The 26166-nt window shown below is 55.4% G+C and carries 20 protein-coding genes, 1 tRNA gene and 1 pseudogene; 10 read left to right on the forward strand and 12 right to left on the reverse strand.

Annotated features, from left to right (window positions below; all coding sequences use genetic code 11):
• Nucleotides 1-9 precede the first annotated feature (9 nt).
• Complete coding sequence (locus ACAM27_RS15995) at nucleotides 10-1230, forward strand: methyl-accepting chemotaxis protein (RefSeq protein WP_113879840.1); 1221 nt, start codon at nucleotides 10-12, stop codon at nucleotides 1228-1230.
• Nucleotides 1231-1278: 48 nt separating this feature from the next.
• Nucleotides 1279-3756: an RND family transporter gene (locus tag ACAM27_RS16000; RefSeq protein ID WP_113879839.1), complete on the forward strand. Its 2478-nt coding sequence runs from the start codon at nucleotides 1279-1281 to the stop codon at nucleotides 3754-3756.
• A gap of 62 nt (nucleotides 3757-3818) precedes the next feature.
• Here the strand turns inward: ACAM27_RS16000 and ACAM27_RS16005 are convergent, their stop codons facing one another.
• Nucleotides 3819-4268 carry a Spy/CpxP family protein refolding chaperone gene (locus tag ACAM27_RS16005; protein ID WP_014420689.1) on the reverse strand — a complete coding sequence of 150 codons (450 nt, stop codon included), beginning with the start codon at nucleotides 4266-4268 and terminating at the stop codon, nucleotides 3819-3821.
• 236 nt (nucleotides 4269-4504) lie between these two features.
• Here ACAM27_RS16005 and ylqF point away from each other — a divergent pair, with 236 nt between their 5' ends.
• Both ylqF and fnr read left to right on the forward strand, forming a co-directional pair.
• The gene (ylqF, locus tag ACAM27_RS16010) at nucleotides 4505-5428 is read left to right on the forward strand and encodes a ribosome biogenesis GTPase YlqF (protein WP_369612296.1); all 924 of its coding nucleotides are present in this window, start codon (nucleotides 4505-4507) and stop codon (nucleotides 5426-5428) included.
• 267 nt (nucleotides 5429-5695) lie between these two features.
• Nucleotides 5696-6442, forward strand: a complete 747-nt coding sequence (gene fnr, locus ACAM27_RS16015; protein WP_011785841.1) for a fumarate/nitrate reduction transcriptional regulator Fnr — start codon at nucleotides 5696-5698, stop codon at nucleotides 6440-6442.
• Between the two features lie 30 nt (nucleotides 6443-6472).
• Here the strand turns inward: fnr and ACAM27_RS16020 are convergent, their stop codons facing one another.
• Entirely contained in the window at nucleotides 6473-7345 is an 873-nt protein-coding gene (locus ACAM27_RS16020; protein ID WP_113879837.1) for a sugar nucleotide-binding protein, read from the reverse strand.
• Between the two features lie 169 nt (nucleotides 7346-7514).
• Here ACAM27_RS16020 and ACAM27_RS16025 point away from each other — a divergent pair, with 169 nt between their 5' ends.
• Nucleotides 7515-7877, forward strand: a complete 363-nt coding sequence (locus tag ACAM27_RS16025) for a hypothetical protein (RefSeq protein WP_022991953.1) — start codon at nucleotides 7515-7517, stop codon at nucleotides 7875-7877.
• On the opposite strand, the gene alr is transcribed toward ACAM27_RS16025, so the two are convergent.
• From alr to rnr, 8 genes are all read right to left on the reverse strand, one after another.
• Entirely contained in the window at nucleotides 7846-8919 is a 1074-nt protein-coding gene (gene alr / locus ACAM27_RS16030) for an alanine racemase (protein WP_022991954.1), read from the reverse strand. The two genes, ACAM27_RS16025 and alr, sit on opposite strands and share 32 nt — an antisense overlap.
• Complete coding sequence (gene dnaB, locus ACAM27_RS16035; RefSeq protein WP_014420683.1) at nucleotides 8919-10325, reverse strand: replicative DNA helicase; 1407 nt, start codon at nucleotides 10323-10325, stop codon at nucleotides 8919-8921. The genes alr and dnaB overlap by 1 nt, the downstream gene beginning before the upstream one ends.
• Before the next feature lie 149 nt (nucleotides 10326-10474).
• Nucleotides 10475-10921 (reverse strand): 50S ribosomal protein L9, encoded by a 447-nt coding sequence (rplI, locus tag ACAM27_RS16040; protein WP_369612297.1) that lies wholly within the window; start codon nucleotides 10919-10921, stop codon nucleotides 10475-10477.
• A 20-nt stretch (nucleotides 10922-10941) separates the two neighbouring features.
• Entirely contained in the window at nucleotides 10942-11805 is an 864-nt protein-coding gene (locus ACAM27_RS16045; RefSeq protein ID WP_014420682.1) for a hypothetical protein, read from the reverse strand.
• 25 nt (nucleotides 11806-11830) lie between these two features.
• Nucleotides 11831-12061 (reverse strand): 30S ribosomal protein S18, encoded by a 231-nt coding sequence (gene rpsR / locus ACAM27_RS16050; RefSeq protein ID WP_011785848.1) that lies wholly within the window; start codon nucleotides 12059-12061, stop codon nucleotides 11831-11833.
• Between the two features lie 24 nt (nucleotides 12062-12085).
• Nucleotides 12086-12499: a 30S ribosomal protein S6 gene (gene rpsF, locus ACAM27_RS16055; RefSeq protein ID WP_011785849.1), complete on the reverse strand. Its 414-nt coding sequence runs from the start codon at nucleotides 12497-12499 to the stop codon at nucleotides 12086-12088.
• Nucleotides 12500-12744: 245 nt separating this feature from the next.
• Nucleotides 12745-13482, reverse strand: a complete 738-nt coding sequence (rlmB, locus tag ACAM27_RS16060; protein WP_369612298.1) for a 23S rRNA (guanosine(2251)-2'-O)-methyltransferase RlmB — start codon at nucleotides 13480-13482, stop codon at nucleotides 12745-12747.
• Nucleotides 13483-13507: 25 nt separating this feature from the next.
• The gene (gene rnr, locus ACAM27_RS16065; protein ID WP_014420680.1) at nucleotides 13508-15955 is read right to left on the reverse strand and encodes a ribonuclease R; all 2448 of its coding nucleotides are present in this window, start codon (nucleotides 15953-15955) and stop codon (nucleotides 13508-13510) included.
• Between the two features lie 273 nt (nucleotides 15956-16228).
• On the opposite strand from rnr, the gene ACAM27_RS16070 reads away from it, so the two are divergent.
• The 3 genes and pseudogenes from ACAM27_RS16070 to ACAM27_RS16080 all read left to right on the forward strand — a co-directional run bounded on the left by ACAM27_RS16070 (nucleotide 16229) and on the right by ACAM27_RS16080 (nucleotide 18034).
• Nucleotides 16229-16315, forward strand: a tRNA-Leu gene (locus ACAM27_RS16070).
• Between the two features lie 108 nt (nucleotides 16316-16423).
• Nucleotides 16424-16603: pseudogene (locus tag ACAM27_RS16075) on the forward strand (DUF6538 domain-containing protein); the annotation flags it as partial.
• A gap of 36 nt (nucleotides 16604-16639) precedes the next feature.
• Nucleotides 16640-18034: a tyrosine-type recombinase/integrase gene (locus ACAM27_RS16080; RefSeq protein ID WP_369612885.1), complete on the forward strand. Its 1395-nt coding sequence runs from the start codon at nucleotides 16640-16642 to the stop codon at nucleotides 18032-18034.
• A 1050-nt stretch (nucleotides 18035-19084) separates the two neighbouring features.
• Here the strand turns inward: ACAM27_RS16080 and ACAM27_RS16085 are convergent.
• Entirely contained in the window at nucleotides 19085-19645 is a 561-nt protein-coding gene (locus tag ACAM27_RS16085) for a recombinase family protein (RefSeq protein ID WP_369612299.1), read from the reverse strand.
• A 414-nt stretch (nucleotides 19646-20059) separates the two neighbouring features.
• On the opposite strand from ACAM27_RS16085, the gene ACAM27_RS16090 reads away from it, so the two are divergent.
• Complete coding sequence (locus ACAM27_RS16090) at nucleotides 20060-21391, forward strand: DNA cytosine methyltransferase (protein WP_369612300.1); 1332 nt, start codon at nucleotides 20060-20062, stop codon at nucleotides 21389-21391.
• Entirely contained in the window at nucleotides 21391-23067 is a 1677-nt protein-coding gene (locus tag ACAM27_RS16095; protein WP_369612301.1) for a hypothetical protein, read from the forward strand. The genes ACAM27_RS16090 and ACAM27_RS16095 overlap by 1 nt, the downstream gene beginning before the upstream one ends.
• 1068 nt (nucleotides 23068-24135) lie before the next feature.
• Here the strand turns inward: ACAM27_RS16095 and ACAM27_RS16100 are convergent.
• The gene (locus tag ACAM27_RS16100) at nucleotides 24136-26070 is read right to left on the reverse strand and encodes a hypothetical protein (protein ID WP_369612302.1); all 1935 of its coding nucleotides are present in this window, start codon (nucleotides 26068-26070) and stop codon (nucleotides 24136-24138) included.
• Nucleotides 26071-26166 lie beyond the last annotated feature (96 nt).

Below are 26166 nucleotides of genomic sequence, written 5' to 3' on the forward strand. Positions count from 1 at the left end.
GAGCTGCCAATGCTGACCCTGTTGCGAAATATCCGGCTGAAGTACAAATTCTGGTTGCTGAATATTCTCGTGTTTGCGGTGCTGTGTCTGCTGGTGCTCTATGCCATGCAGGTGATCGCGGGCCAGACCGAATCCAGCTTCAGCCAGGTATTTGCAGACACCGCGCCGGGCTTTGCACTGATCGTGGCGGTGCTCATGGCGCTGGAGATGGCCGGTTCCCAGCTGCTGATTTCCTTTATCGAACGCCATGTTAACCGGCTCAAGGACACCATGGTTGCGGTGCAGACCAGCGGCGACCTGAGTCGCCGGGCCGACGTCGACTCCCGGGATGAAATTGGCGAAATGGCCGCTGCCTTCAATGCGATGCAGGATCGTACATCTGATGTCGTTCGCAGCATGAAAACGGCCACCGAGCACCTGCACCAGGAGGTCGAATCTCTCACCCAGCGGGCCGCCGCACGCAGGGACAGCCTCACGCGGCAACAGGAAGGCGCCAACCGCTCGGCCGAATCCGTTGAGGCCATGCTGCAAAGCTTTGTCGGCATCGCCGAACAGGCAGGCATTGCCAAAACCCTGTCAACAGAAGCCCGGGAAACTGCGGTAAATGGCAGCCAACGGGTCAGCCAGAGCGCCGACAGTATTCGCAGGCTGGCGAGTGTGGTTCGCCAGTCTGCTGGCAGCGTGCAGTCACTGGCCGAAAACAGCCATGAGATTGGCCAGACCATTACCGAAATCAAGGGCATTGCCGAGCAAACCAACCTGCTGGCCCTCAATGCCGCCATAGAAGCCGCCCGCGCCGGCGAACAGGGCCGGGGCTTTGCGGTGGTTGCCGAAGAAGTCCGTAACCTGGCGCGCCGGGTTCAGGACTCCACCGACCAGATCCAGACCACCCTGGATCGCCTGTTGGCCTCCATGAACACCGCTGTCGAACAGATGACGGGGAGCTCAGACGACGCCGAGCGATGCGTGGAAGAATCCGAGAAGGGGCGCCAGGCCCTGGAAGCCATTAACGAGGTGGTCGGTCGTATCGACCGGACCAATCAGGAAATCGCGGATATGTCTGCCGAACAGACCGCCGATACCGATCAGGTTCTGACCAATGTCCAGGACATTCGGGAGACTACCCGGAACATGGTCGTCCAGCTCTCGGAAAGCGCGGATATGACGCAACGTCTGGAGCAACTGATCCGTTCACTGGAAGAAGCCTCGGCAAAGGTCACAGTTCGCTGAGGTTTGTGGCACACTCTCCACTCGTTTTTGACTGCAGAGTTGTAACCCATGAATCGCCTTGGCGCCTTCTACGACCGTTTTATCCTGCCCCACCCCTGGATTGTCCTGGCCCTGTTTGCCCTGCTGCTGGCAGTGACCGCGCTGCGTTTTGATCAGTTCCGGCTGGATGCCTCGGCAGAATCCCTGGTGCTGGAAAACGATCGTTCGCTGGAGCAGTACCGACAGGTAAACCAGACCTTCACCACCTCTGACGATTTCCTGGTGGTCACCTACACCTCCAACGAGCCCCTGTTTACCACCGAAGGTCTGGCGCGGTTAAGGGCTCTTCGCGACGACTTGCAGGCTCTTGAGGCCGTCGGTTCCACCAACAGCATTCTGAATGTACCGCTTCTGCACAGTCCGGACCTTACCCTGGACACCGTCGACAGCGAGATCAAAACGCTGGATGAACACGATGTGGCTCCGGCGACCGGCCGACAGGCGTTGCTGGACAACCCCATGTACCCCAACCTGCTCATCAGCGAGGACGGCAAGACCACGGCCATCCAGGTCAACCTGCCAACCCCGGACCGCTATTTTGACTTACTCAACCAGCGCAACGAACTCCGGGAAAAGGTGAATCGGGGCGAGGCCAGCGAGGCCGAGCGGACGCAGCTTGAGGAGACAAGCGACGAATTTATCCGCTACACCGAGCAACTGGGTGAAGAGCGTGATGCCACCATCAATCAGGTTCGCGCCATACTGGAGCAATACCGCGACCACGCCAGCATCCACCTGGGCGGCGTGCCCATGATTGTCGCCGACATGATACGGTTTATCGAAAACGATCTCTCCACCTTTGGCTTCGGGGTATTGGCTTTCCTGCTGCTCACCCTGGCGATTATTTTCCGGCAATGGCGTTGGGTCGTGGTGCCGCTGTTGTGCTGCGGTTTCACCGTCTGGCTGATGGTCGGATTTCTGGGCTGGGCCCAATGGCCGGTGACGGTGATTTCGTCCAACTTCATTTCGCTGTTACTGATCATGACCCTGTCGCTCACCATCCACTTGATCGTGCGCTACCGGGAATTCCAGCATGACGAGCCCGAAGCTGCACCGAATACCACCCTGCGCAACACCCTGATGACCATGATCCGACCGTGCTTCTATATGGCGATCACCACCATTGTTGCCTTCGGCTCCCTCACCTTCAGCGGCATCCGGCCAGTCATCGATTTTGGCTGGATGATGACCCTGGGGCTGACCGTGGCTTTTCTCATTACCTTCTTGATCTTCCCGGCCCTGTTGAGCCTGCTGCCACCCCCAATCGACCAGCGCGTGAGCTCAGACAAGGTGCCCTTCACCGATGCCTTCGCCCGCTTCACCGAGCGCTTCAGCGGGACGGTTCTGGTCAGTTCCGGGGTCATTGCCGTGCTCTGCGTGATTGGCCTGAACCGGCTGACGGTGGAGAACAGCTTTATCGACTACTTCAAGTCCTCCACCGAAATCCATCAGGGTATGGTTACCATAGACGACCGGCTGGGGGGCACCACGCCGCTGGATGTGGTCATCACCGATCAACCCGCCCCGGAAAACGCCAACACGGATCCTTTCGCCAGTGACTGCGACCCGTTTGTAGAAGACTGCGGTGACGAGGAATACCGGGATACCTGGTACACCTATCAGAAAATGCGCCAGCTGGGCGAGGTGCATGATTACCTGCACAGCCTGCCGGAGACCGGCAAAGTCCTATCCATACAGACTACACTCGAACTGCTGGCCCAGGTTAACGGAGGTGAGCCCCTGGACGCCCTGGAGCTGGCCTTTGTGCCCGCCGCCGTACCGGACGATCTACAGGATATTCTGCTGACCCCTTATATTTCTGAGGAGCAGGACAAGGCGCGATTCAGTATCCGCATACTCGAAACCATGCCAGACCTGCGTCGACAGGAGCTGCTGGATGACATTCGCCACCACCTGAGCACCGAACTCGGTTACGACCGGGATCGCATACTGCTCTCAGGCATGACAGTGATGTACAACAACATGCTTCAGAGCCTGTTCGATTCCCAGATCAAAACCATCGGCGTGGTGTTTGGCGCTATCCTGGTCATGTTTCTGATCCTGTTCCGTTCCGTGAAGCTGGCGCTGGTGGGTATGGCACCCAACCTGATTGCCGCAGGCTCAGTACTGGGGCTGATGGGCTGGCTGGGCATTCCACTGGATATGATGACCATTACCGTGGCGGCCATCACCGTCGGGATTGCGGTAGATGACACCATCCACTACATCCATCGCTTCAAAACCGAGTTCGCCAAAGACGGCGACTACCTGGCCACCATGCATCGCTGTCACCGCAGTATCGGCCAGGCCATGTTCTACACCTCGCTGACCATCATTGCCGGTTTCTCCATACTGGTGCTGTCGAACTTCATTCCCACCATTTATTTTGGCCTGTTCACCGGTTTTGCCATGTTCATGGCCTTGCTGGGTGCGCTCACCTTGCTGCCCAGGCTGATCATTCTGGTTCGACCGTTTAATACCCCATAACAAAAAACCCCGCCGGGGCCAGGCTCCGACGGGGTTTCTCTCAAATACACCGACTCAGCAAATTACTGCTGGCCCTGAGGCTGCATCATCTGACGCTGTTGTTGCATCTGCTGCTGCATCTGTTTCATGCGGCGATCCAGCTCATCACGCTGCTCCTGGGTGAACACCGCATCCACCTTCGCCTGCATCAGGGCAGAAAGCGCTGCAATTTCACCGGTCACATCACCGAGTTTGGCGGCATTGTCACGAATGGCAGACTCGTCGTAATCCGGCTTGATCTGCTCTTGCAGGTCTTCCTGCAGCGAGCGGGCATCCTGGCGCAGTTCGCCGATCTCGCCCTGCATGTCGTCGATGATGCCGCGAATCTCGGTTTGCTGTTCTTCAGACAGCCCCACCATCTGCGCAAGCTGGGCCACCTGATCCGGCTGACCACCCGGCGACTGCTGTGCGATCGCCGGCGCTGAGATAGTCAGGGCGACAAGTGCGGAACCGATGAATTTTGCGAGCTTCATACTGTTCTCCATCATTGAGGCGGCCTGTCGGGAGCCACCACGGATTGGCTTTAATCATTTGAAGTGACACCCTAAAGCATTCACCTACTTCATTTCACCCCGATATCCCTTCAATTTGTACAGGTTCTCAGTTTGATTCGCTCTGAGGGCGCGGCACTGGCGGGATTTGATGAATGTGAAAATTTAGTCATTCCCCTGCATAATGGCGCCCTCAATCAATCAGCGGAGTAAACACCATGGCCATTAACTGGTTTCCCGGGCATATGCACAAGGCCCGAAAGGAGATCAAGAAAGTCATGCCCCAGATGGACCTCATCATCGAGGTGGTGGACGCCCGGATTCCCTTCAGTAGTGAGAATCCACTGGTACCTTCGCTGCGTGGCGATACCCCGCTGATCAAGGTGCTTAACAAGCGAGACCTGGCCGACCCGGTCATCACCGAGCAGTGGCTGGCCTGGCTGGAGCGGGAACGGGGTGTACGTGCGGTCACGCTCACACACAATCAACGCCAGGAAGCCCTGGGCATCCTCAAGCTGGCGGAAGAGATGACGCCCGGGCATGATCGACAGAAAAGCGCCTTGAGGGTGATGATCCTGGGCATCCCGAACGTCGGCAAATCCACACTGATCAATACCCTGGCTGGCCGGCCCGCCGCCAAGACTGGCAACGAGCCGGCGGTTACCCGGGCACAACAGGCCATCAAACTGCCGGATAACGTTCTGCTCTACGATACCCCTGGCTTCCTCTGGCCCAAGCTGTCGCCGGTGCAATGCGGCTATCGCCTGGCAGTAACCGGCGCAATCCGCAGTGCTGTGCTGGATTTCGAGGATGTTGCGCTGTTCGAGGCGGATTATCTGATTGCCCACTACCCGGAGCTCGTCGTCAACCGCTACGGGCTGGACGAAAGACCCGTGGATGGGCTGGCACTGATGGATGCCATCGCCGTAAAACGCCGTTTCCTGGGCCGCGGCGGGGTACCGGATCTGCACAAGGTTTCCGAAGTGCTGCTGAACGAACTCCGAGCCGGGACGCTCGGCCGGATCTCGCTGGAAACGCCGGACATGGTGGAGCAGGAACTGGTGGAAGCCCGGGCCCGGGAACAGGCCGAGGCGGAAGAGAGAGCCAGAAAGGATGAGCAGCGCAAGAAGAAGAAACGCTAGCCGGACTCGGCGTAAAGGCCAAACCCGTAAAGACTAAAGTTTGGGCATAAGACTAGCCTTTTTTGCTATACTTGATTTAAATCAAGGTGACTGAAACCAGATGTTTCAGCATTGGCACCCATGGGAATCCGCCGCATGCCCAGGTATCCGGATCGCCCAGGGTGTCCGCCCCGAACGCAGGCAAAAGCCTTACCTGTTGGGGCTGAGGACGCACCGCACACGCTTCGGTGCGGTTTTGAATGGATCAACCCGGATGGTTCGTCAACTATGGCCCAGGCAATTCGACTTCACCAAGTATCCCCTCTCAAGGCCTCCTGTCACCAGTGCAGCCTGAGCAACCTGTGTCTACCTCTGGCCATTGAAGAGAACGATCTTGATCGCCTTGAGGACATTGTCCAGCAGGGGAAAATCTATAACCGCGGCGAGCATATTTTCGATCAGAGTACCCCGGTTCGCTCCTGCTTTGCGGTCAAGAGCGGCTCCATCAAAACATCCATTATTACCGAAGGCGGTGAAGAACAGGTAACCGGTTTCTTCATGCCTGGTGAACTGGTGGGGCTGGACAGCATGAGCAGCGAGAACTATGCCTGCACTGCCAAAGCACTGGAACGTACCAGCGTATGTGAATTCCCGGTCGACAGGCTTGAGGAACTCACCGGCAAGCTGCCGGAACTGCAGCACCACATGTATCACCTGATGAGCCAGGAAATCCAGAACAGCCATCAACTGGCCATGCTGCTCAGCAAGAATACCGCCGAAGAGCGCATTGCGGCGCTTTTGCTGTCGCTGTCCAGCCGCTTCCGGCGTCGTCGTATGTCGGCTACCAATTTCAGCCTGCCCATGGCCAGGAACGACATTGCCAACTTCCTGGGCCTGGCAGTTGAAACCGTGAGCCGGGTTTTCACCCGCTTCCAGAATCAGGGCATCATCCGCGCTCGCGGGCGGGAAGTGGAACTGCTGGATGTGGAAGCGCTGCAAATGGTAACGCGGGATTTCGCCCGTCAGGGCCAGTAAGCACTAACCAGTCACACACCCTGAGCGGGTTCAGGAATTTGCCGGAACCCGCTCAGCGCTGTTCGATTCCTTCAACATCGCCACCTCTTCAGACAACCAAGTGCGCCACGGCATCTGTTTTATGCCGAAGGTATTGCGGATCTTGGTACAGACCATAGTGGTGTTTACCGGTTCGATGTGGCCCCAGTCGGGCACCTCGTCCACCACCTTGATTCCTTCAGGAATGCCAGGCATGCCGGCGATCGCCAACCCCAGTTCATACAGATTGATCTCTTCTGCCCCGGCATACTGGTAGGTACCCCAGACTTCAGCACCACAATCGATCTGGAGCGCCACCGCCACGATCACCCTCGCCAGATCTTTCACCGCCACCGGCTGCCCCTGACACCGGCCGGGCAAAGACAGGCCACCTTGCGCCGTACTTCGCTGAACCTTGCCGATAAATCGGGCCAGGCTCCAGCCGGTACGCAGAATAATATGCCGCGGGAGCTGCGTTCTCAGGGCCTGCTCACATTCCCATTGCCAGCGACCCAGCTCGTTAACAGGCTGCCCTGGATTCGACGCTATGTAGGCACCCTGTTTACGGCCATCAAACACATAACATGAAGAAAGCTGCAGTAAAGCCATTTTGCGCTCACGGGCATGCTCGGCCAGCGCCAACGGCAATGAAAACGCCGCTTCGTGAGTCGCCTCCCGGTTTTTCTCCGCCTTTTCCGGATCCGCGAGCCACAACGCATTGATAATCAGCGCGGTGTCTTCAGGAATCCAGTTATCCAGGGCATGCAGGTCGACATTGGCAGGATCACTGACCAGCAAAGGACTGATCCGCAGATGCGTTTCCCGCAGGCGCTCCAACAGCACCTTGCCAAGCGGGCCATAGTCGTGAACAACAAGTACATGCACGTGGAAACAACGCCTCCGGAATATCACTGATGTGACGGATGTCAGGAAACACTCGGGCCAATGGCTCGGAACACTACTTTACTGCAGTATCATGCAGCCTGAAACGTCAGCCTTACGGGGAGCCGGTGAACGCTCCCGGATCGACAAGCATACAACAACGGGAATCCCAATGCTGAAACAACAGAGCCATATAGTGGCCCCTATCCCCGATGAACTAAGAACCCGGGCTCTTTATACCGTCAGTGAGCTCAAAGGCCGCGGCAAAGCCGACAAGCAGGCCATCGACCAGCTGTATGAGCTCATCGTTGAACTGACCGAATCCGGGCTGGATTTCTTTTTCCTTGAGCCACTACGCCGCCTGAATGCCGGCAGCATGATGATGGGAATGGCCAAAATGGGCATCAGTAGCATGCTCAAGGGCAGCAAAATGGTGATTCACAAAGTCCTCAAGAAACTGGACGACCGCAGCCTGGCGGCGATTCTCGATTTCATCGAAGAAATCATTCATGAACCCGAGGCACCCGCGACGTAACGCCGGTGAGCAACTCATAGCCAATGGTACCGGCGTAACCGGCCACCTCGTCGACACTCACGGTTTTGCCCCAGAGCTCCACCAGGTCGCCCTCGCGGGCTTCAGGGACAGCACTCAGGTCTACCGCCAGCATGTCCATGGAGACCCGCCCCAACAAACGGATTCGCTGGCCGCGCACAGCGGCTGGCGTTCCGGTACCCGCGTGACGCGGGTAGCCATCGGCATAACCAATGGCCACCATGCCCATCCGGGTATCCTGACTGGCCGTCCAGGAAGCGCCATACCCTACCGACTCCCCGGCACGGACCACGCGTGTGGTAATCAGAGGCGCCTGCAAGGTCATCGCAGGGCAAAGCCCCAGCTCCGCACCGGTTTTGCCCTCCATGGGTGACGCCCCGTAGAGCATGATCCCCGGGCGGCTCCACTCGTACAGCGGCTGATTCGGGCGAAAGTGAGCCGCAGAATTGCCAACGCTACGCATCAAATCCGGCCAGGGGGCTACTGCCCGCTCAAAAATCCGGGTCTGGAGCCCGGTCATTTCGCTGTCCGAATCATCGGCACAGGCAAAATGAGTGACAAAACCAATCGCAAGATGCTTCAGGCCCGCTTCCTCAAGCCCGGCCATCACCTCCGGCAGCTCTTCGGGCCGGAAGCCCAGACGGTTCATGCCAGTATTGACCTTGATCCAGAATCTGGGAGAACGCCCCACACCGAGCCACGATAACTGTTGCTGACAGTGGAGCACCGGTTCAAAACCCGACCGCTCACATTCGGCCAGATCATCCTTTTGATGGGTGCCCTGCAGCAGCACCACGCTGTGTCGATGGCCGGCACCGCGAATGGCTATGGCTTCCTCGATACAGGCCACCGCAAACCGGCTGGTCTCCGGGGCCAGAGCATCAGCAACCGAGCGAATGCCATGGCCATAGCCATCGGCTTTGACCACCGCCATGGCATAGGCGGTTCCGGCCAGTTCCCGGGCCCGGCGGAAATTGTGTTTCAGGGCGTCAAGATCAATGCGGGCAACGGTGGGGCGTGGCATTAATAATCCCCACCGTAATCGCTGTAATCGCCGTGCGCCAGGTCTTCGAATTTGGTGTATTTACCGATGAACGCGAGACGGATGGTACCGATCGGGCCATTCCGCTGCTTACCAATAATGATCTCGGCAATGCCCTTATCCGGCGTATCCTCGTTGTAGACCTCATCCCGGTATACGAACATGATCACATCGGCATCCTGCTCGATCGCACCGGATTCCCGCAGGTCCGAGTTGACCGGGCGTTTGTTGGGGCGCTGCTCCAGACTCCGGTTCAACTGGGACAGCGCCACAACCGGGCAGCCCAGTTCTTTGGCAATACCCTTGAGTGAGCGTGAGATTTCAGAAATCTCCGCAGTCCGGCCTTCAGTGTTACCCGGCACCCGCATCAACTGCAGGTAGTCGACCATGATCAGGCCAATCTTGCCGCCGTTCTCCCGCGCCACCCGACGGGCCCTGGAGCGCATTTCTGTCGGGCTCAGCCCCGGAGTGTCATCGATATAAAGCGGCTTATCCTTCAACAGACTGACGGCAGAGGTAAGCCGGGGCCAGTCATCCTCTTCCAGCTTGCCGCCCCTCACTTTGGTCTGATCAATGCGACCAAGCGACGACAGCATACGCATGGCCAGCGCATCTGCGGGCATCTCCATACTGAACACCAGTATCGGGGTGCCGGTGCTGATCAGGGCGTTCTCAACAATGTTCATGGCAAAGGTGGTCTTACCCATAGAGGGCCGCCCCGCCACAATGATCAAGTCGGCCGGCTGCATACCGGAGGTCTGGTCGTCCAGGTCCCGGAAACCAGTGGTCAAACCGGTCGTCTGCTCGCCGGATTCAAACAGCTCTTCAATCCGGCTGAGTGTGGTCGCCAGAATGGGGTTGATGGCCTTGGGACCGGAACCTTCTTTAGTACGTGCCTCGGCGATCTGGAACACACTGCGTTCTGCTTCGTCCAGAATATCGTTACTTTTTCGCCCCTGCGGGTTGAAGGCTGAATCGGAGATCTTGCCGGACACCTCCACCAGCTGCCGCAGAATGGAGCGTTCGCGAACAATGTCAGCGTAGGCTCTGATATTGGCGGCGCCGGGTGTTTTCTCGGCGAGTTCCGCCAGATAAGACAGACCACCAGCATCCTCAATATCGCCGGCCCGTTCCAGAAACTCGGCGAGGGTAACCACATCCAGCGGCTCACTCTCGCTGGCCAGGCGCTCCACGGCGCCGAAAATCAGGCGATGGTCCTGCCGGTAAAAATCAGCCGCTGAAATAATTTCGGCGATCTCGTCAAACCGACGGTTGTCCAGCATCAGGCCGCCGAGCACCGCCTGTTCAGCCTCGACCGAATGCGGCGGGACCTTGATGCGACTGGTTTCCGGATCAATAGAAGCAGGTTTCAGAGTGGGATTGGCCATAGACACCGACATCAGGGAAATGAACAAACGAGATGACAAGAATACCAGAAAGCAACGGGCCCGAAACCGTCTCCGGCTCGGGCCCGTTTTTCAGCACAGAAACCTGCGGCTTCAGTGCTGGTTGAATCGACCTGTCACTGGGCTACCGATTACTCGGCAACAACCGCCAGCTTGATGGTCACTTCAACGTCTGTGTGCAGCTGCAGTTCGATGTCGTACTCGCCAGTCACCCGGATCGGGCCTTCCGGCAGACGAACTTCGCTCTTCTCGACTTCAGTACCACCGGTAGACACTGCATCGGCAATGTCACGAACACCGATAGAACCGAACAGCTTGCCTTCTTCACCGGCCTTGGAGGTGACGGTGAAGGAAGCGCCTTCCAGAGCTTCGGCACGGGCCTGGGCAGCAGCCAGCTTCTCAGCAGCAGCTTTTTCCAGCTCAGCGCGACGCTCTTCAAACGCCTTTACGTTTGCTTCCGTAGCAGGAACGGCCTTGCCGTACGGCAGCAGGAAATTACGACCGTAACCGGCCTTAACCTTTACCTTGTCACCCAGGGAGCCAAGGTTTGCGACTTTCTCGAGCAGAATAACTTCCATCTCGTTAACCTCTTCGTGCTTTATTCAGCCGGACCGGCGGGTATACGCCCCCGGATATCCAGCCAGCTATCCACAAAAGCCAGAACCACTAACAGCATCAACAGATTGGGACCCAGCAGAACCAGAGCAACGTAAAACATTGCCAGCCAGTTTCCGCTCCACTGCTTTCGAGCAAACACACCGTGCACCAGAGCCAACCCGGCCAGAACCAGCGGGGTGCCCGCAGCCCAGGCCAGCAGGATGGCATTCAGCCCAAGAATCGGGCCGACCACCATGGTGATGGCGCACACTACGGCTACCGCCGGCGATAACCTGAGGCCATGGAATTCCTTGCGGAATCCACCGGGGTTATACAACCCCGCCTGCCACGACCTTGCCAGCATCGTCATACCGATGGCGGTGGCAAAGTAGGTACCGGCCATGCTGGCGTTCATGGTGTCCCGGATAACCTGTTCCAGTTCACCACCCAGCGCACGGGCCATTTCAGTGTTGTACTGCTCGTAAACCTCGACACCAGCCTGAACCAGATCGTTCAGCAGCGCCGGATACATCACAGGCAACATCAGCCCGGTCAGTATCGCCAGAAAGGCACCGGACAACAGCGCTCTTTCCCAGGACAACGTCGTCCGGATAATGGATGCCATCAGCATCACCTGCAGCAGCACCGCCAGCGCCGTGGGATCCTGGCCGTAAACGGCCCACCCGATCGCCGGAATCAAAGCCCAGAGGCCAATATTGAGCCCCTGGCGAATGCCCAGTCGAAGAACGACCAGGCCAGTTACCGCTGCGCCAATCCAGAACAGTAAGGGTACTGCGGTGGTAACCGCTGCAACCCCGCCAGCCTGCAGGGGACCGCGCATTACATACTGTGCCAGTGCACGCATGGTCCCGGGTCCTGTCCGTTAAAACTTAGTGGTCGTGACCGTCCGTATACGGCAGCAGTGCCAGGTAGCGGGCACGCTTGATAGCGGTAGCCAGCTGACGCTGATAACGTGCTTTGGTGCCGGTGATGCGGCTGGGCACGATTTTGCCGGTTTCAGTGATGTAGCCTTTCAGGGTGTCCAGATCCTTGTAATCGATCTCTTTAACACCTTCTGCCGTGAAGCGGCAGAACTTACGACGTCTGAAAAAACGAGCCATAACGTAACTCCTAACTCCGGTTAATTACTCTTCTTCGTCCTGGGATGCGCTCTGACGCTCTTCAGAGTCAGCTGAACGACGTGGACGATCGTCTCCGCCGGAACGACGGTCCTCACGGGACTCAGCGGCTTTCATCGGAGACAGGTCGGTAACGGCCTCGTCGCGACGCAGAATCAGGTCACGGATGATGGCGTCGTTGAACCGGAAGTTGTGAGTCAGCTCGTCCATCGCTGCCTGTGAACACTCGATGTTCATCAGCACGTAGTGAGCCTTGTGGATCTTGTTGATCGGGTAAGCCAGGTGACGACGGCCCCAATCTTCCAGGCGATGTACCTTGCCGCCATCTTCAGTGATGACGCTGGTATAACGCTCGATCATCGCGGGCACCTGCTCGCTCTGATCCGGATGTACCATGAAAACGATTTCGTAGTGACGCATGAGTTCTCCCTACGGTTTAAACAGCTTCCTTCTCCCGGTGGCCATACCAGTGGTTGTGGCCGGAGCGTGAAAGCAAGGAGGTGACAGCAAGTGCTGCCGGTTTCTTTTTTGCTTTATCAATAAGGCTTTACAAGAAAGGCTTGATCAAAAGCGAAGCTAACCATTGCCATACAACAGACAATAAAAAGCCACCCCTTGAAAAAGGGGTGAAGTATTCTAGGCCCGCAGGCCTGTTTGTGCAAGGTTTAACCGAGGCGCTGGCGCAGTGCCTCGTACAGACAGACACCGGTCGCCACCGACACATTCAGACTGTCGACGTGGCCGAGCATCGGAATGTTGATCAACTGGTCACAGTGTTCACGGGTCAGACGGCGCATGCCTTTACCTTCGGCGCCCATTACCAGAGCAACCGGCCCCTTGAAATCAGCCTGATACAAGGTGGCATCCGCCTCACCTGCCGTACCAATCAACCACACGCCCTGGTCCTTCAACTCCCTAAGGAAACGGGCGAGATTGGTCACCCGGACAAACGGTACCGTTTCTGCCGCCCCACAGGCGACCTTTCGGGCAACCGGCGTCAACGAGGCAGATTTATCCTTGGGCACAATCACGGCCTGCACTCCCGCCGCATCGGCGGTGCGCATGCACGCACCCAGATTATGGGGATCCGTCACGCCATCCAGCACCAGCAGGAATGGCGGCTTGTCGCTGGCGGCCAACAGGGCAAGAAGATCATCCTCGGTCCACTCCCGGCTTTCCGCAACGGCAGCAACAACACCCTGGTGGACACCGGACACCCGCTCATCCAACTCTTTCCGGTGCACCACTTTCCAGGGCACCCCCAGACCGTCAAGGGCATCGGTAACCGACTTCACCCGCTTATCCTGACGACCGGTCTGAATCCAGACCCTTTGCAACCGCTCCGGCTCTCTTTTCAACACGGCATCTACGGCATGCCAGCCGAATACATATTCCTGAGACACTGACAATCAATTCCTGCGTAACGTGTTATTTGCGACTCTTGCGCTTACGGCCCGAGCCTGACGGTTTACCTTTGGCCGATTTGGACCGGGCCTCCCGGGCAGCCTCTGCGGCCAGCTTTTCCTTGGCGCTGGCCGGCTTACCGGATTTTTGCCCTTTACCGGAGCGACCACCCTTGCCTTTGCCCCGCGGCTCGCGCTTGGACACTTCCAGCGCATCGCGGTCTGCCTTCCGGCGCCTGGGGGTACTTACCAGCTCAAGATCGATTTTGCGGTCTTCCAGATCGACACGCACCACGCGGACTCGCACTTCGTCACCCAGACGGAAGCTGACGGCCGTGCGCTCACCAATCAGACGATGCTTGACGGCATCGTGATGGAAGTAGTCACCACTGAGCGTGGACACGTGTACCAGACCTTCGATGTAGATATCGGACAACTCAACAAAGAAGCCAAACGGCACCACCGCGCCGATAATGCCATCGTACTCCTCGCCCACGTGATCGCGCAGGAACTCGCACTTGAGCCAGGCCATGACATCCCGTGTAGCATCGTCGGCCCGGCGTTCGGTCATGGAGCAATGCTCACCCAGCTGCTCCATGCGGGCGTAATCGTAGGGATACTCTGCCAATTCGGGATCGTGCACTTTCGGAGACACCAGATCTTTGGTCGCCTCGGGATTATGGATCCGGGACTTGATGGCCCGATGCACAATCAGGTCCGGGTAACGTCGAATTGGCGACGTGAAGTGGGTATAACTGGCGAAGCCAAGACCAAAATGCCCGGCTTCCTCAGGACTGTACACCGCCTGGCTCAGAGAGCGCAGCATCACCATCTGGATGACATTGGCATCCGGGCGGTCGGCCACCTGACCCAGCAAGGCCTGGTAATCTGCCGATGACGGCTTGTCGCCGCCGCCCAGCTGCAATCCCAGCTCACCCAGGAACAGGCGCAGATTGCTCAGACGCTCTTCCGAAGGCCCGTCGTGCACCCGGTAAAGCGCCGGAATCTTGTGCTTCTTGAGGAAGCGGGCCGTCGCCACATTGGCGCACAGCATGCACTCTTCCACAATCTTGTGGGCATCGTTCCGGTGCACCGGAACAATTTCCTCAATCTTGCGCTGGGCATCGAAAACAATCTTGGTTTCCGTGGTCTCGAAATCAATGGCCCCACGCTCGGTGCGAGCCTTTCGCAACAACTTGTAGAGGTCATACAGGTTGTGCAGATGCGGCAGCAGATCCGCATAGTGGGCGCTGAGTTTGTAGCCCTGCTCCGTATCCGGATGCTCCAGCATGGCACTGACCTTGTTGTAGGTCAGCCGGGCATGGCTGCGCATTACGGCCTGATAGAAGGTGTAGCCGCTGATGTTACCGGCGGCACTGATGGTCATGTCGGCCACCATGCACAGGCGGTCGACATCCGGGTTCAGGGAACACAGGCCATTGGAGAGTTTCTCCGGCAACATGGGCACCACGTGGTCCGGAAAATACACCGAGTTACCGCGCTGAATGGCCTCTTCATCAAGTGGCGACCCCGGGCGGACGTAATGGGATACATCAGCGATGGCCACCACCAACCGGTAGCCACCACGGGGACGAGGCTCGCAGTAAATGGCATCATCGAAGTCACGAGCGCTCTCGTCGTCGATGGTCACCAGGCGCATGTTGCGGATATCCACCCGGTTTGCCTTGTCTTTCTCTGCCACTTCCGCCGGAATCGAGGCAGCCTGCTCACCTACGGCGGGCGGCCAGCTATGGGGAATTTCGTAGGAACGAATGGCAACATCAATTTCCATTCCCGGCGCCATGTGCTCGCCCAGAATTTCAATGACCTGGCCAGTAGGCTGGGTTCGAATCGTCGGCTGACGAATAATTTCCACCACCACATACTGGCCGTGAACTGCCTTACCCGCCTGCTCATCCGGAACCAGTATCTCATGATTGATCCGGGCGTTCTCCGGCACCACAAAAGCGATGCCGCTCTCTTTAAAGAAGCGACCGACAATCTGGGAGGTGCGATGCTCCAGCACTTCCACAATCTTGCCTTCCCGGCGCCCGCGATCATCCACCTGATCCACCCGGGCGGCTACCCGGTCACCGTGGAATACCTGGCGCATCTGCCGGGCAGTCAGAAACAGGTCGGAGCCACCGTCATCGGGGATCAGAAACCCGAAACCATCACGATGTCCAACCACACGCCCGGTGACCAGATCCGCTTCCTCGATCGGCAGGAACGCATCACGGCGGTTACAGATCAACTGTCCATCACGGCACATCGCAATCAGACGACGGCGCAACGCTTCAATCCCTTCCGCGGACGTCTGCCCGAGTTCCTGACACAGGGTCTCGTGCGTGGCCGGCGCGCCCCGCTCTTTCAGATGCTGGAGAATGTACTCCCGGCTCTGGATGGGGTTGTCATATTTCTGGGCCTCACGCTGGGCATGAGGGTCACTTTGCTTGTTCTTCCTGGAAACCATTCGGATCCTTTCTGTCTCACCGCAAACCGTGCGGCATCATTCGTGTTTGATGCAGTATAACGTTGGGATGGGAATGCTGCCTAACAAGGGCGCCAATATAGGCACAAATACCCTGAAATCGTCAGACTCTGCCGCCGAAACTTTTTTAAAAAAAATGTTTGACAGCACCTGAACGAATCATTAAAGTACGCGCCATCGGTTGAGGGGCAACTCCTCACCACTGGCAGAAACGCTAGGTTTTCAATAAACTATACGCGAATCTGCAAATCACCTGCCGAGGTGGTGAAATTGGTAGACACGCTAGCTTCAGGTGCTAGTGGGGGCAACCCCGTGGAGGTTCAAGTCCTCTCCTCGGCACCATCACTTTCCCCAAGTGATGAGAATCAAGAACTTACCTTAGAATCAATAGTTTAAGACGCTCTCTGGTACACAAGACTGGTACACAGAGGTTTTGTTGTGGGTTTAAAAATGTGCTCACCCTACCGCCCCAAGAACAGCCAGTTTTACTGGGTCCGCAAACGAATTCCCGATGACATCCGCCACATCATTGGCAAGCGTGAAATAAAGCGCTCTCTCAGAACATCTGACCCCCGTGAGGCCAAGAGTAGAGCCCTGACCGTATGCGCCGAGATCGACCTACTCTTTAGCAATGCCAGACGGTCAATGACTATGGGAGCTGCAGAGATGGAAGCATTGCAGGGAGAGTATTACCGCACCCGCGTCTCTGCCATTACTGAAGAAGCAAATAAGGAGGGGTGGCTCCCAGAACACTTCGAGACACTGACAGATCAACTGTCAGACATCCCAGAAGCCAACATTACCAGTAGACTAGATGATGCGGCTTACGAGGAACACCGGACAGCAGTTGCCTCTCAGTGGGGCGTTAAGGCAATACAGAAAACCCTGAGAGAACACGGGCTCAACCCGCCAGCACCCATAATGCACCGACTAGGCGAGAGAGCCTTCCGGGCAGAACTAGCAGCCCACCACGCCGCCTACGCCAAGAAGTACGGAGATCCAGCATGGCAACCCCCTGCATATGCAGCAGCGACATTAGCCAACTCTGAGACCCTCCCGGAGCTATTCACACAGTACGCCGCCAGCACACGATTACCGTCCAAAACGGTTGATAGCTGGCAGAGCTACATCGAGAGAGCCCACAAATACCTGAAAGCCAGACCAGCAGCAGCCATCACCAAGCACGACATCCGCGCATTTGCTGAAGCTCTGCAACAGGGCAACAAAGAAGCTAGCCCCAAAGGCCGGGCACTAGCTGCAAAGACCGTTAACGATAACTACATCGCAGCTCTCTCAGCCGTGTACAAGTGGGCAATCGACCGCGAAAAGCTCGCCAACGATCCCACCAAGGGTGTCAGAGTCAAGGCAAGAGCTTCTGAAACCAGCGGCATAGACCAGTACACCCGTGAGCAGGTCGCCACCATACTCAGGGCAACACGCCAGCCACAACCAAACAGAACTAAACAGGAGACCCGGAACGTTAGACGCTGGGCTCCTTGGCTTTGCGCCTTCACGGGGGCGCGTATCAGTGAGATTCTGGGACTGAAGCGGGCGGACGTATCGGAGACACGCGGGGTCTACTACATACGGATCACGGGTCAGATCAAGAACAAACATTCAGAACGGTTCACACCGCTACACCCTGCGATTATTGGCGAGGGATTCATTGAGTACTGGCAGTCACTCCCAGAGGGGACAGAGTACCTATTCCCTGGTAACTGGAAAGACAAAAACAGGAGCCGAAAAGCAGCGGCTAACAAGCTGAGAGAATGGATCAAGGCGCAACTGCCTGACGCTGACTGGGAACGCCTGAGCCCCAACCATAGCTTCAGACACTGGCTCGTCTCAGAGTGCAGAACCGCCCGAATTGACCCAGATCGGCAACGGGTACTCACTGGACACAAACCCAGAGATACTCACGGGGGATACGGCCCCAACGATACGCCAATGCTTTATGACGACATCAAGACCATCCCGTCACCAATAGAGCCATTGGAGGCCACTGTCAGTCGCCAAAGTGACCAAGAGATGAGGGGGCCAGCCCCTAAGCCGGATCAGTGATCGTGGTTGCAATAGGTCACCAACATTGACAGTAGACCGATACCCACCACGAGCCAACCTACAGAAACACGGAGTTACCAAAGGTTAGCCTTGAGGTAGCTGGCGGTCTCTTTTGGTACAGGTACTGGTCATGTCTGTTATGGTGATCAAAGATAACCGTGACTCACAGTTGAACCTAAAGCTCCCCCCCTACCCCCCCCCAGAGAGACCTACAAGTACTGAACGTAACCTTGAGGTAACTGGTAGTGCCTCTAAGTGAGAACACTGGTCATGGTTGTCATGGTCATCAATAACAGTGACCTTCACCTGAACTTACAGTGACACAGAGGTGACCTAGAGTTACCTAGAGTAGACTTAGAGTTAACTTAGAGTATCTTTCTTTCGACCTTCTCTTATGGTGGTCCTAATTTCTTGGCACTTTAAGATAAACTCGCAAGACACTGTTATTATTAACTTTTTAGAATATTTAAGCAGTTAGCCAATTTGCCAGAATAAAAGACCTCAAAACACCCATAGATACCGACCGAGGGCTAACTCGATCAGTGGCGACCGGACAGGCTGTAACGCCCTTCAAGCTGATCTCACGCCCCACCCTATGGGTTGAATGGGTCTAGCAGCATAAAGCCCTCAAAGGCATCAAAGGCGCGCCCAATTGAGGCACAGGGCCGGATCGTTGGAGGGAAAACCACAGGGAGAAGAACAGAGAACCGCTGAGACTGAAAAAGCCCCTGTAGCGCCCGATAGGCCACCTTAGATCACAAGGTATACCAAGGTGGCTGGCGAACACTTCAGGGCCTCTACAGGAGCCTACAGGGCCTTTAGGAGTAGCCTTCAGCCCGCTTCTCCAAAGAACCAATCACGATTGTTAATACGGACATAACAGGAGTGCCCCGGAGACCACTCAACCAGCAGAGATAGTTTCAGCACATCAATAGCCAACATCATAATGCTTTCCTCTCAGTCACAGTGGCCAGTCGCCACCGAGAGGTAATAATAACCAGCCTTTCAACGAATTGTAAGTGGCTGATTTTATTTACCATTTGTCAACTATTACCGATCAGTAGCTATCCTCTCCCTGTGCTTGTAGTAGACCGCCCGACTGATCCCGGCAACCTTCACCGCCTCAGTCACTGCCCACCCATCAACAACCAGCGCATGGGCGCGCTTGAGCTTCTCAGGGTCCACTGAAGGGCCGCCTTTGTACTTGCCCGCTGCCTTGGCCTTGATAATCCCTTCAGCCTGGCGCTCTAGCATCAACTCTCGCTCGAACTGGGCGACAGCTCCCAGCATAGTCAGCATTAGCTTACCTGTGGGAGTTTTGGTATCGAGGTTGATATTCAGTACCTCTAGGCCAGCCCCCAGCTTCTCTAGCTCCTCTGCGATGTTGAGCAGGTCAGCGGTAGACCGAGCCAGACGATCCAGCTTACAGACCACCAGGGTATCCCCCGGTCCCAGCACATGCTGTAGAAGCCCCTGCAGCTCCGTTCTAGCGGCTGTCTTTCCAGATGCCTTTTCAGACTTAATCCGATCACAACCAGCGGCCTCTAGTTGCTCTAACTGAGCCTCCAAGCTCTGGCCTGTAGTACTGACTCGTGCATAACCGTATTTCATTGACAATCTCCAAGTGTCCATATTGGATCTGTCCACAAAATAACTGTCTACAGTTTCCGCTGTCAACCCTGTAGAGACACGCTTGGCCCAGCTTCCAGCCACTCATGCATGTCTACGTAGACCGTGATCTGTATGGACATTGCGCGAAGCTGAAAGCTTAATGCATATTCAAATTGGCGCGAGAGAGGCGAGCTGAGCACTGGAGAGTTTTCATTCGCTGCTGCGAACAGCAACTCTCTAGGGGCTGTTGCTTCTGCTATATCGAAAAGCGGCATAGAATTTTTTGCGGTTATTAAGCTAGGCCTGTATCTTTATCCGATCTACGAGATACCCGATAGGCTCGACAGGATTACGCACTAAATCCTAAAAATCAACGAGTTAGAAAACCTCATCTTTTTTGAGCAGGAATAGTCTGTGACATCTACAAATCCTACCGTTGTAAGTTTATTCAGTGGATGTGGCGGCCTTGATCTTGGGTTCAAACAGTCAGGCTTTGAACTCGTCTACGCGGCAGATAGTGACAAAGCAAGCATTGACATCTATCGGCGCAACCTTGACGAAAACGCTTTCGTAAGGGACGTCACAACTGAAGAGTTTCATTCTGACATAAGAGCGGTGAGACGATGCGATGTCGTTCTCGGCGGGTTCCCTTGCCAAGGCTTCTCAAAAGCAGGTCCAAAGCGTCACAACGACGAGCGAAACACCCTTTATCAAGAAATGCGATCTGCCATCAAAGCACTTGAGCCGGAGGTCTTCATTGCGGAAAACGTAGATGGGATGAAGCAAAACTTCTCTGGGAAGTTCGTACAGTCGATCATAGAGGATTTCAGTTCCCTGGGCTACGATGTGGATGTTCAGATTTTAAACGCCTTGGCATATGGCGTACCCCAGCATCGACGGAGGATCTTTTTCGTCGGGACCCGAAAAGCCGGATCTCGCCACTTCCCATGGCCTAAAGCAACCCACCACGCTCCGGTAAGAAACGGGGAATTCAGCATTCCGCAATCAGGTCTTTTCGGTGGCACCGAAGAAACAGTACTGTTAGACACTCCAACTATTCGAGATGCGATCGGCGACCTGCTGGAACTGGGAAAACTACCAGACCATTTGATCGACCATAGCTGGCCCAAGAAATATGACCACATAATTCGCAAGATTGGAGAGGGACAAAAACTCTGTAACGTCAGGCACTCTCCTACTTCCGTTTACACTTGGGAAATACCAGAAGCGTTTGGAGAGATTTCAGAACGACAACTGAAGATTCTAGAATGCATTTCAAGGAATAGGCGCCTTAAAAAATATGGTTCTATTCCGAATGGCAACCCTCTGCCTATTGATGAGATTTCGCGGCTAACTCAAGTTGAACCCAGCGCCGATGAAATTCAGGATTTGCTTAGTAAGGGTTATTTGAAAGAAAAAAATGGAGGCTTTGACCTCAAAGGCGCCATGTTCTGCTCTGGCTTATTCAAAAGACCCCTGTGGGATGCGCCATCCCCCACGATCCTCACAAACTTCCATAACCCTAGGTATTTCCTTCATCCCGAGGAAAATCGACCATTTTCGCTTCGAGAGTGCGCGCGCCTTCAGAGTTTTCCGGATGGCTTCTTGTTTAATTCTGAGAGCAGTCCCAGAGCCCTAATTGCGGGATATCGGCTAGTCGGAAATGCAGTGCCCCCAAAGTTAAGCTTTCAATTTGCACAAAAGGTCAAAGCTTACCTCCAAGAAACTAATGCAAAGGCGGCATAATGAAACTGGCCATCCCTAATGAAAGCCTCGAAGAGCAACTTCTTGAGTTCGATGTATGGGTCACCCCCCAACTCACAGACATTAGCGCGACAGACAAATATCAGTCTGAGATGAGGCAAATTCGCTCCGCATTGGACTATGTTGAGAATATCGGCACTGCACTCAACTCTGAACAGTCCGCGAACTTACCAGTTGGCGAAGTAGTGGCTAAGGCTTTTACGAAACTCCTAATCTCAGACCTTAATACCTCCAGCGACGCTGAGGCTGCCTTAGCCTTTGCGCAAGCAAGGCTATCTGCCCTTGCCGCAACTCTGTTCCTCGTAACAGGGAAGTCAGACAATAACAATAAGTGCCAGTTTCCGCTGCATCTCCAGAGGACACTTGAGTGGGAAAGCCTCCCAGTACTGAATAAGAGAAAAAAGAAAGGCCAAATTGTATTCGTAAGCGCAAAGCAAAGGATTCCCAGAGTTCTGAAAGCTGATACCTATATGAACATAGTCGGGGGCTTGTTAGCTTTCGGAATGCAAACAGGTGAGAATCAGCGCCGGGAATGCTTCAAGCATGCCCTCAATCTTTTGGCTCAATTTGTTGCATTCGTTCTATCCGATGAACCGAGTAAAGAGCAATTCCTCGAGATTGTTACCGCATACCACTATGCAAAAAACAACAATCGGAATCCTGAAGCCCTACTTGCGCCATTGGTTCGATTCCAAGTTAGGGGGTCTGTATCTGCAACAGGTGGGCACGAGCCGGAAGAAATTCTTCGCGAGAAGCTCTCTGATTGGGGCATGAAACGCGATAGAGATTTTAATATCGCAGATGTAGTACTAGACGTAGAAGCTGGTCGTTTGCTGGAGAATACGGAAACTGAATCAGAAGAAGTAAAAAAAGCATTATCGGAGAAAGGTAAAGGGAAAAAGACCAGAGCCTATGATTTTGTCCTCCCTTTCAGAACCGATGGATGGACGCCTCGATTGTTCATTCAGTCTCAGTATTATGCAGGAGATTCTGGAAGTGTCTCACATAAAGTTGTTGACCAAACAACCGCCTCCAGAGAAAACGCCAAACAATTACTTGAAAAGGTTCTAGGCCCAGGAAATCATCCACGATTTATCGAATATGTTGACGGGGCGGGCTACTTTGCGTCCCTCAATGGCGATCTCAAACGCATTCTTCAGATGGATGACACCAAGAGCTTTTTCCAAGTGAAAAGCTCACCGATAAGACTTCGCAGAGAGCTTCAGGATATCGGCTACCTTACTCCGCTTGAAATTGAGCACGCGCTGATGTTGTCCGAGGACGAGGCAAAAGCTAGAGAACACCTTGTTCAAGAGGGTTACTCCGAGCAAGAGGTGGAACGAGCTATCAATGATGCCAAAACAAGAGGATTATTAAATTCATCGAGTGAAGGAATAGCCGTATCGACCAACAGGTCGCTTCTTGCGAGGCGATACCTACTACTGGATTTAATTGCACGCAGCGGGGCTTCCTTTGGGAACGCTACCGGGCTGAAAGGGGTAGTTTTGGTCCCCGGTTTCGGCCCCTACTTCGGAATTGAGCTTTCTGAATTAGGCAAGATTATAGAAGAAAACGCACCGGGAGTTTGGAAAACCGCGTCTTGTTTTTGTGATGATCTAGCGTGGCTGGCAAAGCAAGGCTTCATCATTCAGCGTTAACCGATCAATCAATTAGCACGCCCAGCGGAAACGCCGAGGGTTCTGACTAACCAATACTTTCTTTTCGTTGACGAGAACTTCCAAGGTACAGAGGGCTTGTGTCCTGGTGAGCTTTGTCCTCTGTACAATCAACCTTTCAGAGACAGGTCCAGAAGAACTTTTCAAGACTTCTGAGACCTTACGGATGTATTCGGGCCGCGGGGGCAAATGATTGTAGTGGGCCAACCTCATGTAGGACGCTCGCTAAATTGACTAATAACAAAACACCATCACGTCATCGCGCTCGAATGACGACCACATCTTAGCGTCCGCTCGTTCATATGTTCAACAATTAACACAACGGACTTAGTCACTTACCTGGCATGAGCAGCGCCTCTCCCCCCTTAATACCATGACTCGTAGGACTGGGGGCTCAACTCGCTACATGTCATTCCTAATCCACAGCTGCGCGACTGACCTATGTGCGCTGCTCGATTGGCCAGTCTATCCTTCATCGACGGCCCACTGTCCAAGCCCTTAGCCAAACTGGAGCCGCCTCCACCTTGAGTCAATTATATTAATTACCAAGGCGCGTCAGTCACCTTTGTTTAGGAGGTAAAAAGAACAATGAGCCCGAGAATACTGTTCGCGCGGTTGTAGCTTGAACGCTTAAAAGCCCCAATTGTGGTGTTTGTGTGTGGGGGGGGGGACGGGGGGTGTATCGCAGAGTGGGCTAACTAAGTCCCCCTCTCGAAAATTTGTGGCAAAACATTCGTAAAGAAAATGAACTGGGACAGCTTCTGGACAAAAACGACATACCCCGCTAGATTTTAGATTATTTAGTCGACAAGACTGGTACACACAATCTAACTCAGAGAGCATAACCATTTGTTATTAAACTATTTTTCAAAGGGTGAATAAAGTCCTCTCCTCGGCACCATTTTCTTCCCCAGAAAATGGCCTAAGAAATTAAAAATCCCGAAAAAATCAGCAGCATCTGACGTCGAACTCGCCGTATTTACGCCGAGCATTTTGTGCTGTCTGGAAGGACGACAGACAGAACATCCATCGCCCTTTCCGCAAACCGCCTTACTCCGACAGCCTGTCCAACAGATAGTCCGAGAGGCTCTGGTACTCGTACTCCACTGTGGAATACGCCCGGCCCGGCCGGTCGAGAGGACCGTCACCGCAATCGGATGTGGCGACGAAATCGACCAGATACGCCGTCTTGAGCAGGTTCGGACGCTGCATATCCAGCTCTTCGCTGTTCAGTGCGTCGTAAAACAGCTGCCACTGGAACGCCCCGTTCGCAGAATCCACTTCTGGCCTATTTGCGGTCGCCCGATCCAGGAACGGGAACCGGAGCAAGCGGGCAAAAGAGACGCCATTACGCTCATCAATATCGTATTCATAGACACCAGCCCCGAAAAGATCGGAAGCGGCAACGTCACTGGTAAATGAGAAGGGAAACAGCCGGGTCGCATACTGGCCGTTGCGCTCGGTATCGTTAGGCGCAACACCCTGGGGCGCGCAGGAGGCTCCACCACCAGCAAAACCAACGGCTGCTTCCAGGCCACCGCCCGCGGTCAGCCGATACCCACTGACCAGATCCCGTGGCGACTGCTCGCCATCCAGAATGTCCGCTGGCGAATTGGCCTCCTCTAATGTCAGCACGCGATCATCAGCTCTGCCGGGCACGGATTCCAGCAGAGTCCCGGTCTGCTCATCCCAAACCCAGCTGATGTCACTGATACCATCCAGTTCGGTTCCCCCTGGCGTTACCCCGAGCGTCTGCTCGTGACACGTAGTGACAGTATCGAGACTGGCCGTGCCATTCTCCCACGCAAACTCCAGACGCTCGTGCACGCCCTCCCCGTCGTACCAGACGGCACTTTGGGGCGAAAGGGAGGAAGATGGCAGCCACTGAGTCTTCAGATTGGTCATATAGCCATCGGCCTCAAACAAGCGGGCCATCTCTGGCAACGAGATACCCATGCAGCCCCGGCTGGATACGGCCAGCAGCCTGCCACCTTCACTATATTCAAAAGACAGCTCAGCCGAGGCACCGAGATCAGAGGTATTGGTAGGCAGTACGTCTGATCGGGTTGGCCGTGCCGAAATCCGCTGACTCACCAGAAGCCTGGGATTGCTTACTTCCACATCAACATCCGGCAGTACCAGCGTATCGGTATCCACATTGCCGTAGTTGCCACCGGACGCAGCAGCATCGACAATGGCAATAATCTCATCAACGTTCTGCACCACCGAATAACCAAGCAGGTACACCCCGTCACGCGGTAACAGACTGGCTTCGCTGCCGTCACTGCCATTCCCTGCCAGGTAATCGTTGTAGCCATCAGGAATCTGGCTGGCCATGAACCGCGCCAACGCCCGGGCATAGGCGTGAGCCCGGTCATCATTGGCAAGAATGTAATCCTTCCACAGGTTGATACCGTCCAGATCAGCGAACCGGTTATCCGGAATCGGATTTTCTGCATTCCACTGTCCGGCCAAGCTCCGGAAACGGGCCAGCGTAGTCAGGGGGGTAATATTGGTTACGCCGGGGCTGGCTGACATCAAAAACGCCCGGCTGACCGCCTCATCGCCGTAGCTACGCTCCTCCAGGGTCTGGCCGGGAATCGCGAGGGCATAAAGCGGATAATCCCTGGGGTCCAGGTTTGCGCCGATCGAGGGCGAAACATCCAGCGCGGAAACGTCCATGGAAAACCGCCCGCCGGGACCGCTCATCACGGATGGCTCGCCGTCCTCGAGTATGTGGGTATTACCGCTGTCCAGCTCAATCTCCACCGGCCCTGCGGTGTACTGACCATTGTCGTCAAGATCCAGCCAGACCCGGGCATTATTGAGGTAACCGTCGATTACCCGCCCCTGGTAAGGCGCTCGCTCACTGTAGGTAACACCATCGAACTCCCGGCCATCAACCGGCAGGTCATCGGATTCATCGCCACAGCCGGCGATCGCAAGTGACAGCAGAGGAACGGTAACACTGATCAGACGTTTCATCGCGGCAACCATTTATCCTTGTTAGAGGTTGTGCCGCTACTTTAGGAGATGTGCCGCCGGGAGACCTTGACAGGCTTGGCAAATTGTAAAGTTTGG

Origin of the sequence: Marinobacter sp. RI1 (genome assembly GCF_041155085.1) — a bacterium.
GTDB lineage: Bacteria > Pseudomonadota > Gammaproteobacteria > Pseudomonadales > Oleiphilaceae > Marinobacter > Marinobacter nauticus.

Bases quoted from the DNA above. Each gene is read 5' to 3' on its own strand.
- ACAM27_RS16025 (WP_022991953.1), top strand. From the start codon at position 7,515: ATGCTGAAACAACAGAGCCATATAGTGGCCCCTATCCCCGATGAACTA.
- ACAM27_RS16095 (WP_369612301.1), top strand. From the start codon at position 21,391: ATGAAACTGGCCATCCCTAATGAAAGCCTCGAAGAGCAACTTCTTGAG.
- fnr (WP_011785841.1), top strand. From the start codon at position 5,696: ATGGCCCAGGCAATTCGACTTCACCAAGTATCCCCTCTCAAGGCCTCC.
- ACAM27_RS16080 (WP_369612885.1), top strand. From the start codon at position 16,640: ATGGAAGCATTGCAGGGAGAGTATTACCGCACCCGCGTCTCTGCCATT.
- rpsF (WP_011785849.1), bottom strand. From the start codon at position 12,499: ATGCGTCACTACGAAATCGTTTTCATGGTACATCCGGATCAGAGCGAG.
- rplI (WP_369612297.1), bottom strand. From the start codon at position 10,921: ATGGAAGTTATTCTGCTCGAGAAAGTCGCAAACCTTGGCTCCCTGGGT.
- ACAM27_RS16000 (WP_113879839.1), top strand. From the start codon at position 1,279: ATGAATCGCCTTGGCGCCTTCTACGACCGTTTTATCCTGCCCCACCCC.
- ACAM27_RS16045 (WP_014420682.1), bottom strand. From the start codon at position 11,805: ATGCGTGCACTGGCACAGTATGTAATGCGCGGTCCCCTGCAGGCTGGC.
- rpsR (WP_011785848.1), bottom strand. From the start codon at position 12,061: ATGGCTCGTTTTTTCAGACGTCGTAAGTTCTGCCGCTTCACGGCAGAA.
- rnr (WP_014420680.1), bottom strand. From the start codon at position 15,955: ATGGTTTCCAGGAAGAACAAGCAAAGTGACCCTCATGCCCAGCGTGAG.
- ACAM27_RS16085 (WP_369612299.1), bottom strand. From the start codon at position 19,645: ATGAAATACGGTTATGCACGAGTCAGTACTACAGGCCAGAGCTTGGAG.
- ACAM27_RS16100 (WP_369612302.1), bottom strand. From the start codon at position 26,070: ATGAAACGTCTGATCAGTGTTACCGTTCCTCTGCTGTCACTTGCGATC.
- alr (WP_022991954.1), bottom strand. From the start codon at position 8,919: ATGCCACGCCCCACCGTTGCCCGCATTGATCTTGACGCCCTGAAACAC.
- ACAM27_RS15995 (WP_113879840.1), top strand. From the start codon at position 10: ATGCTGACCCTGTTGCGAAATATCCGGCTGAAGTACAAATTCTGGTTG.
- ylqF (WP_369612296.1), top strand. From the start codon at position 4,505: ATGGCCATTAACTGGTTTCCCGGGCATATGCACAAGGCCCGAAAGGAG.
- dnaB (WP_014420683.1), bottom strand. From the start codon at position 10,325: ATGGCCAATCCCACTCTGAAACCTGCTTCTATTGATCCGGAAACCAGT.
- ACAM27_RS16005 (WP_014420689.1), bottom strand. From the start codon at position 4,268: ATGAAGCTCGCAAAATTCATCGGTTCCGCACTTGTCGCCCTGACTATC.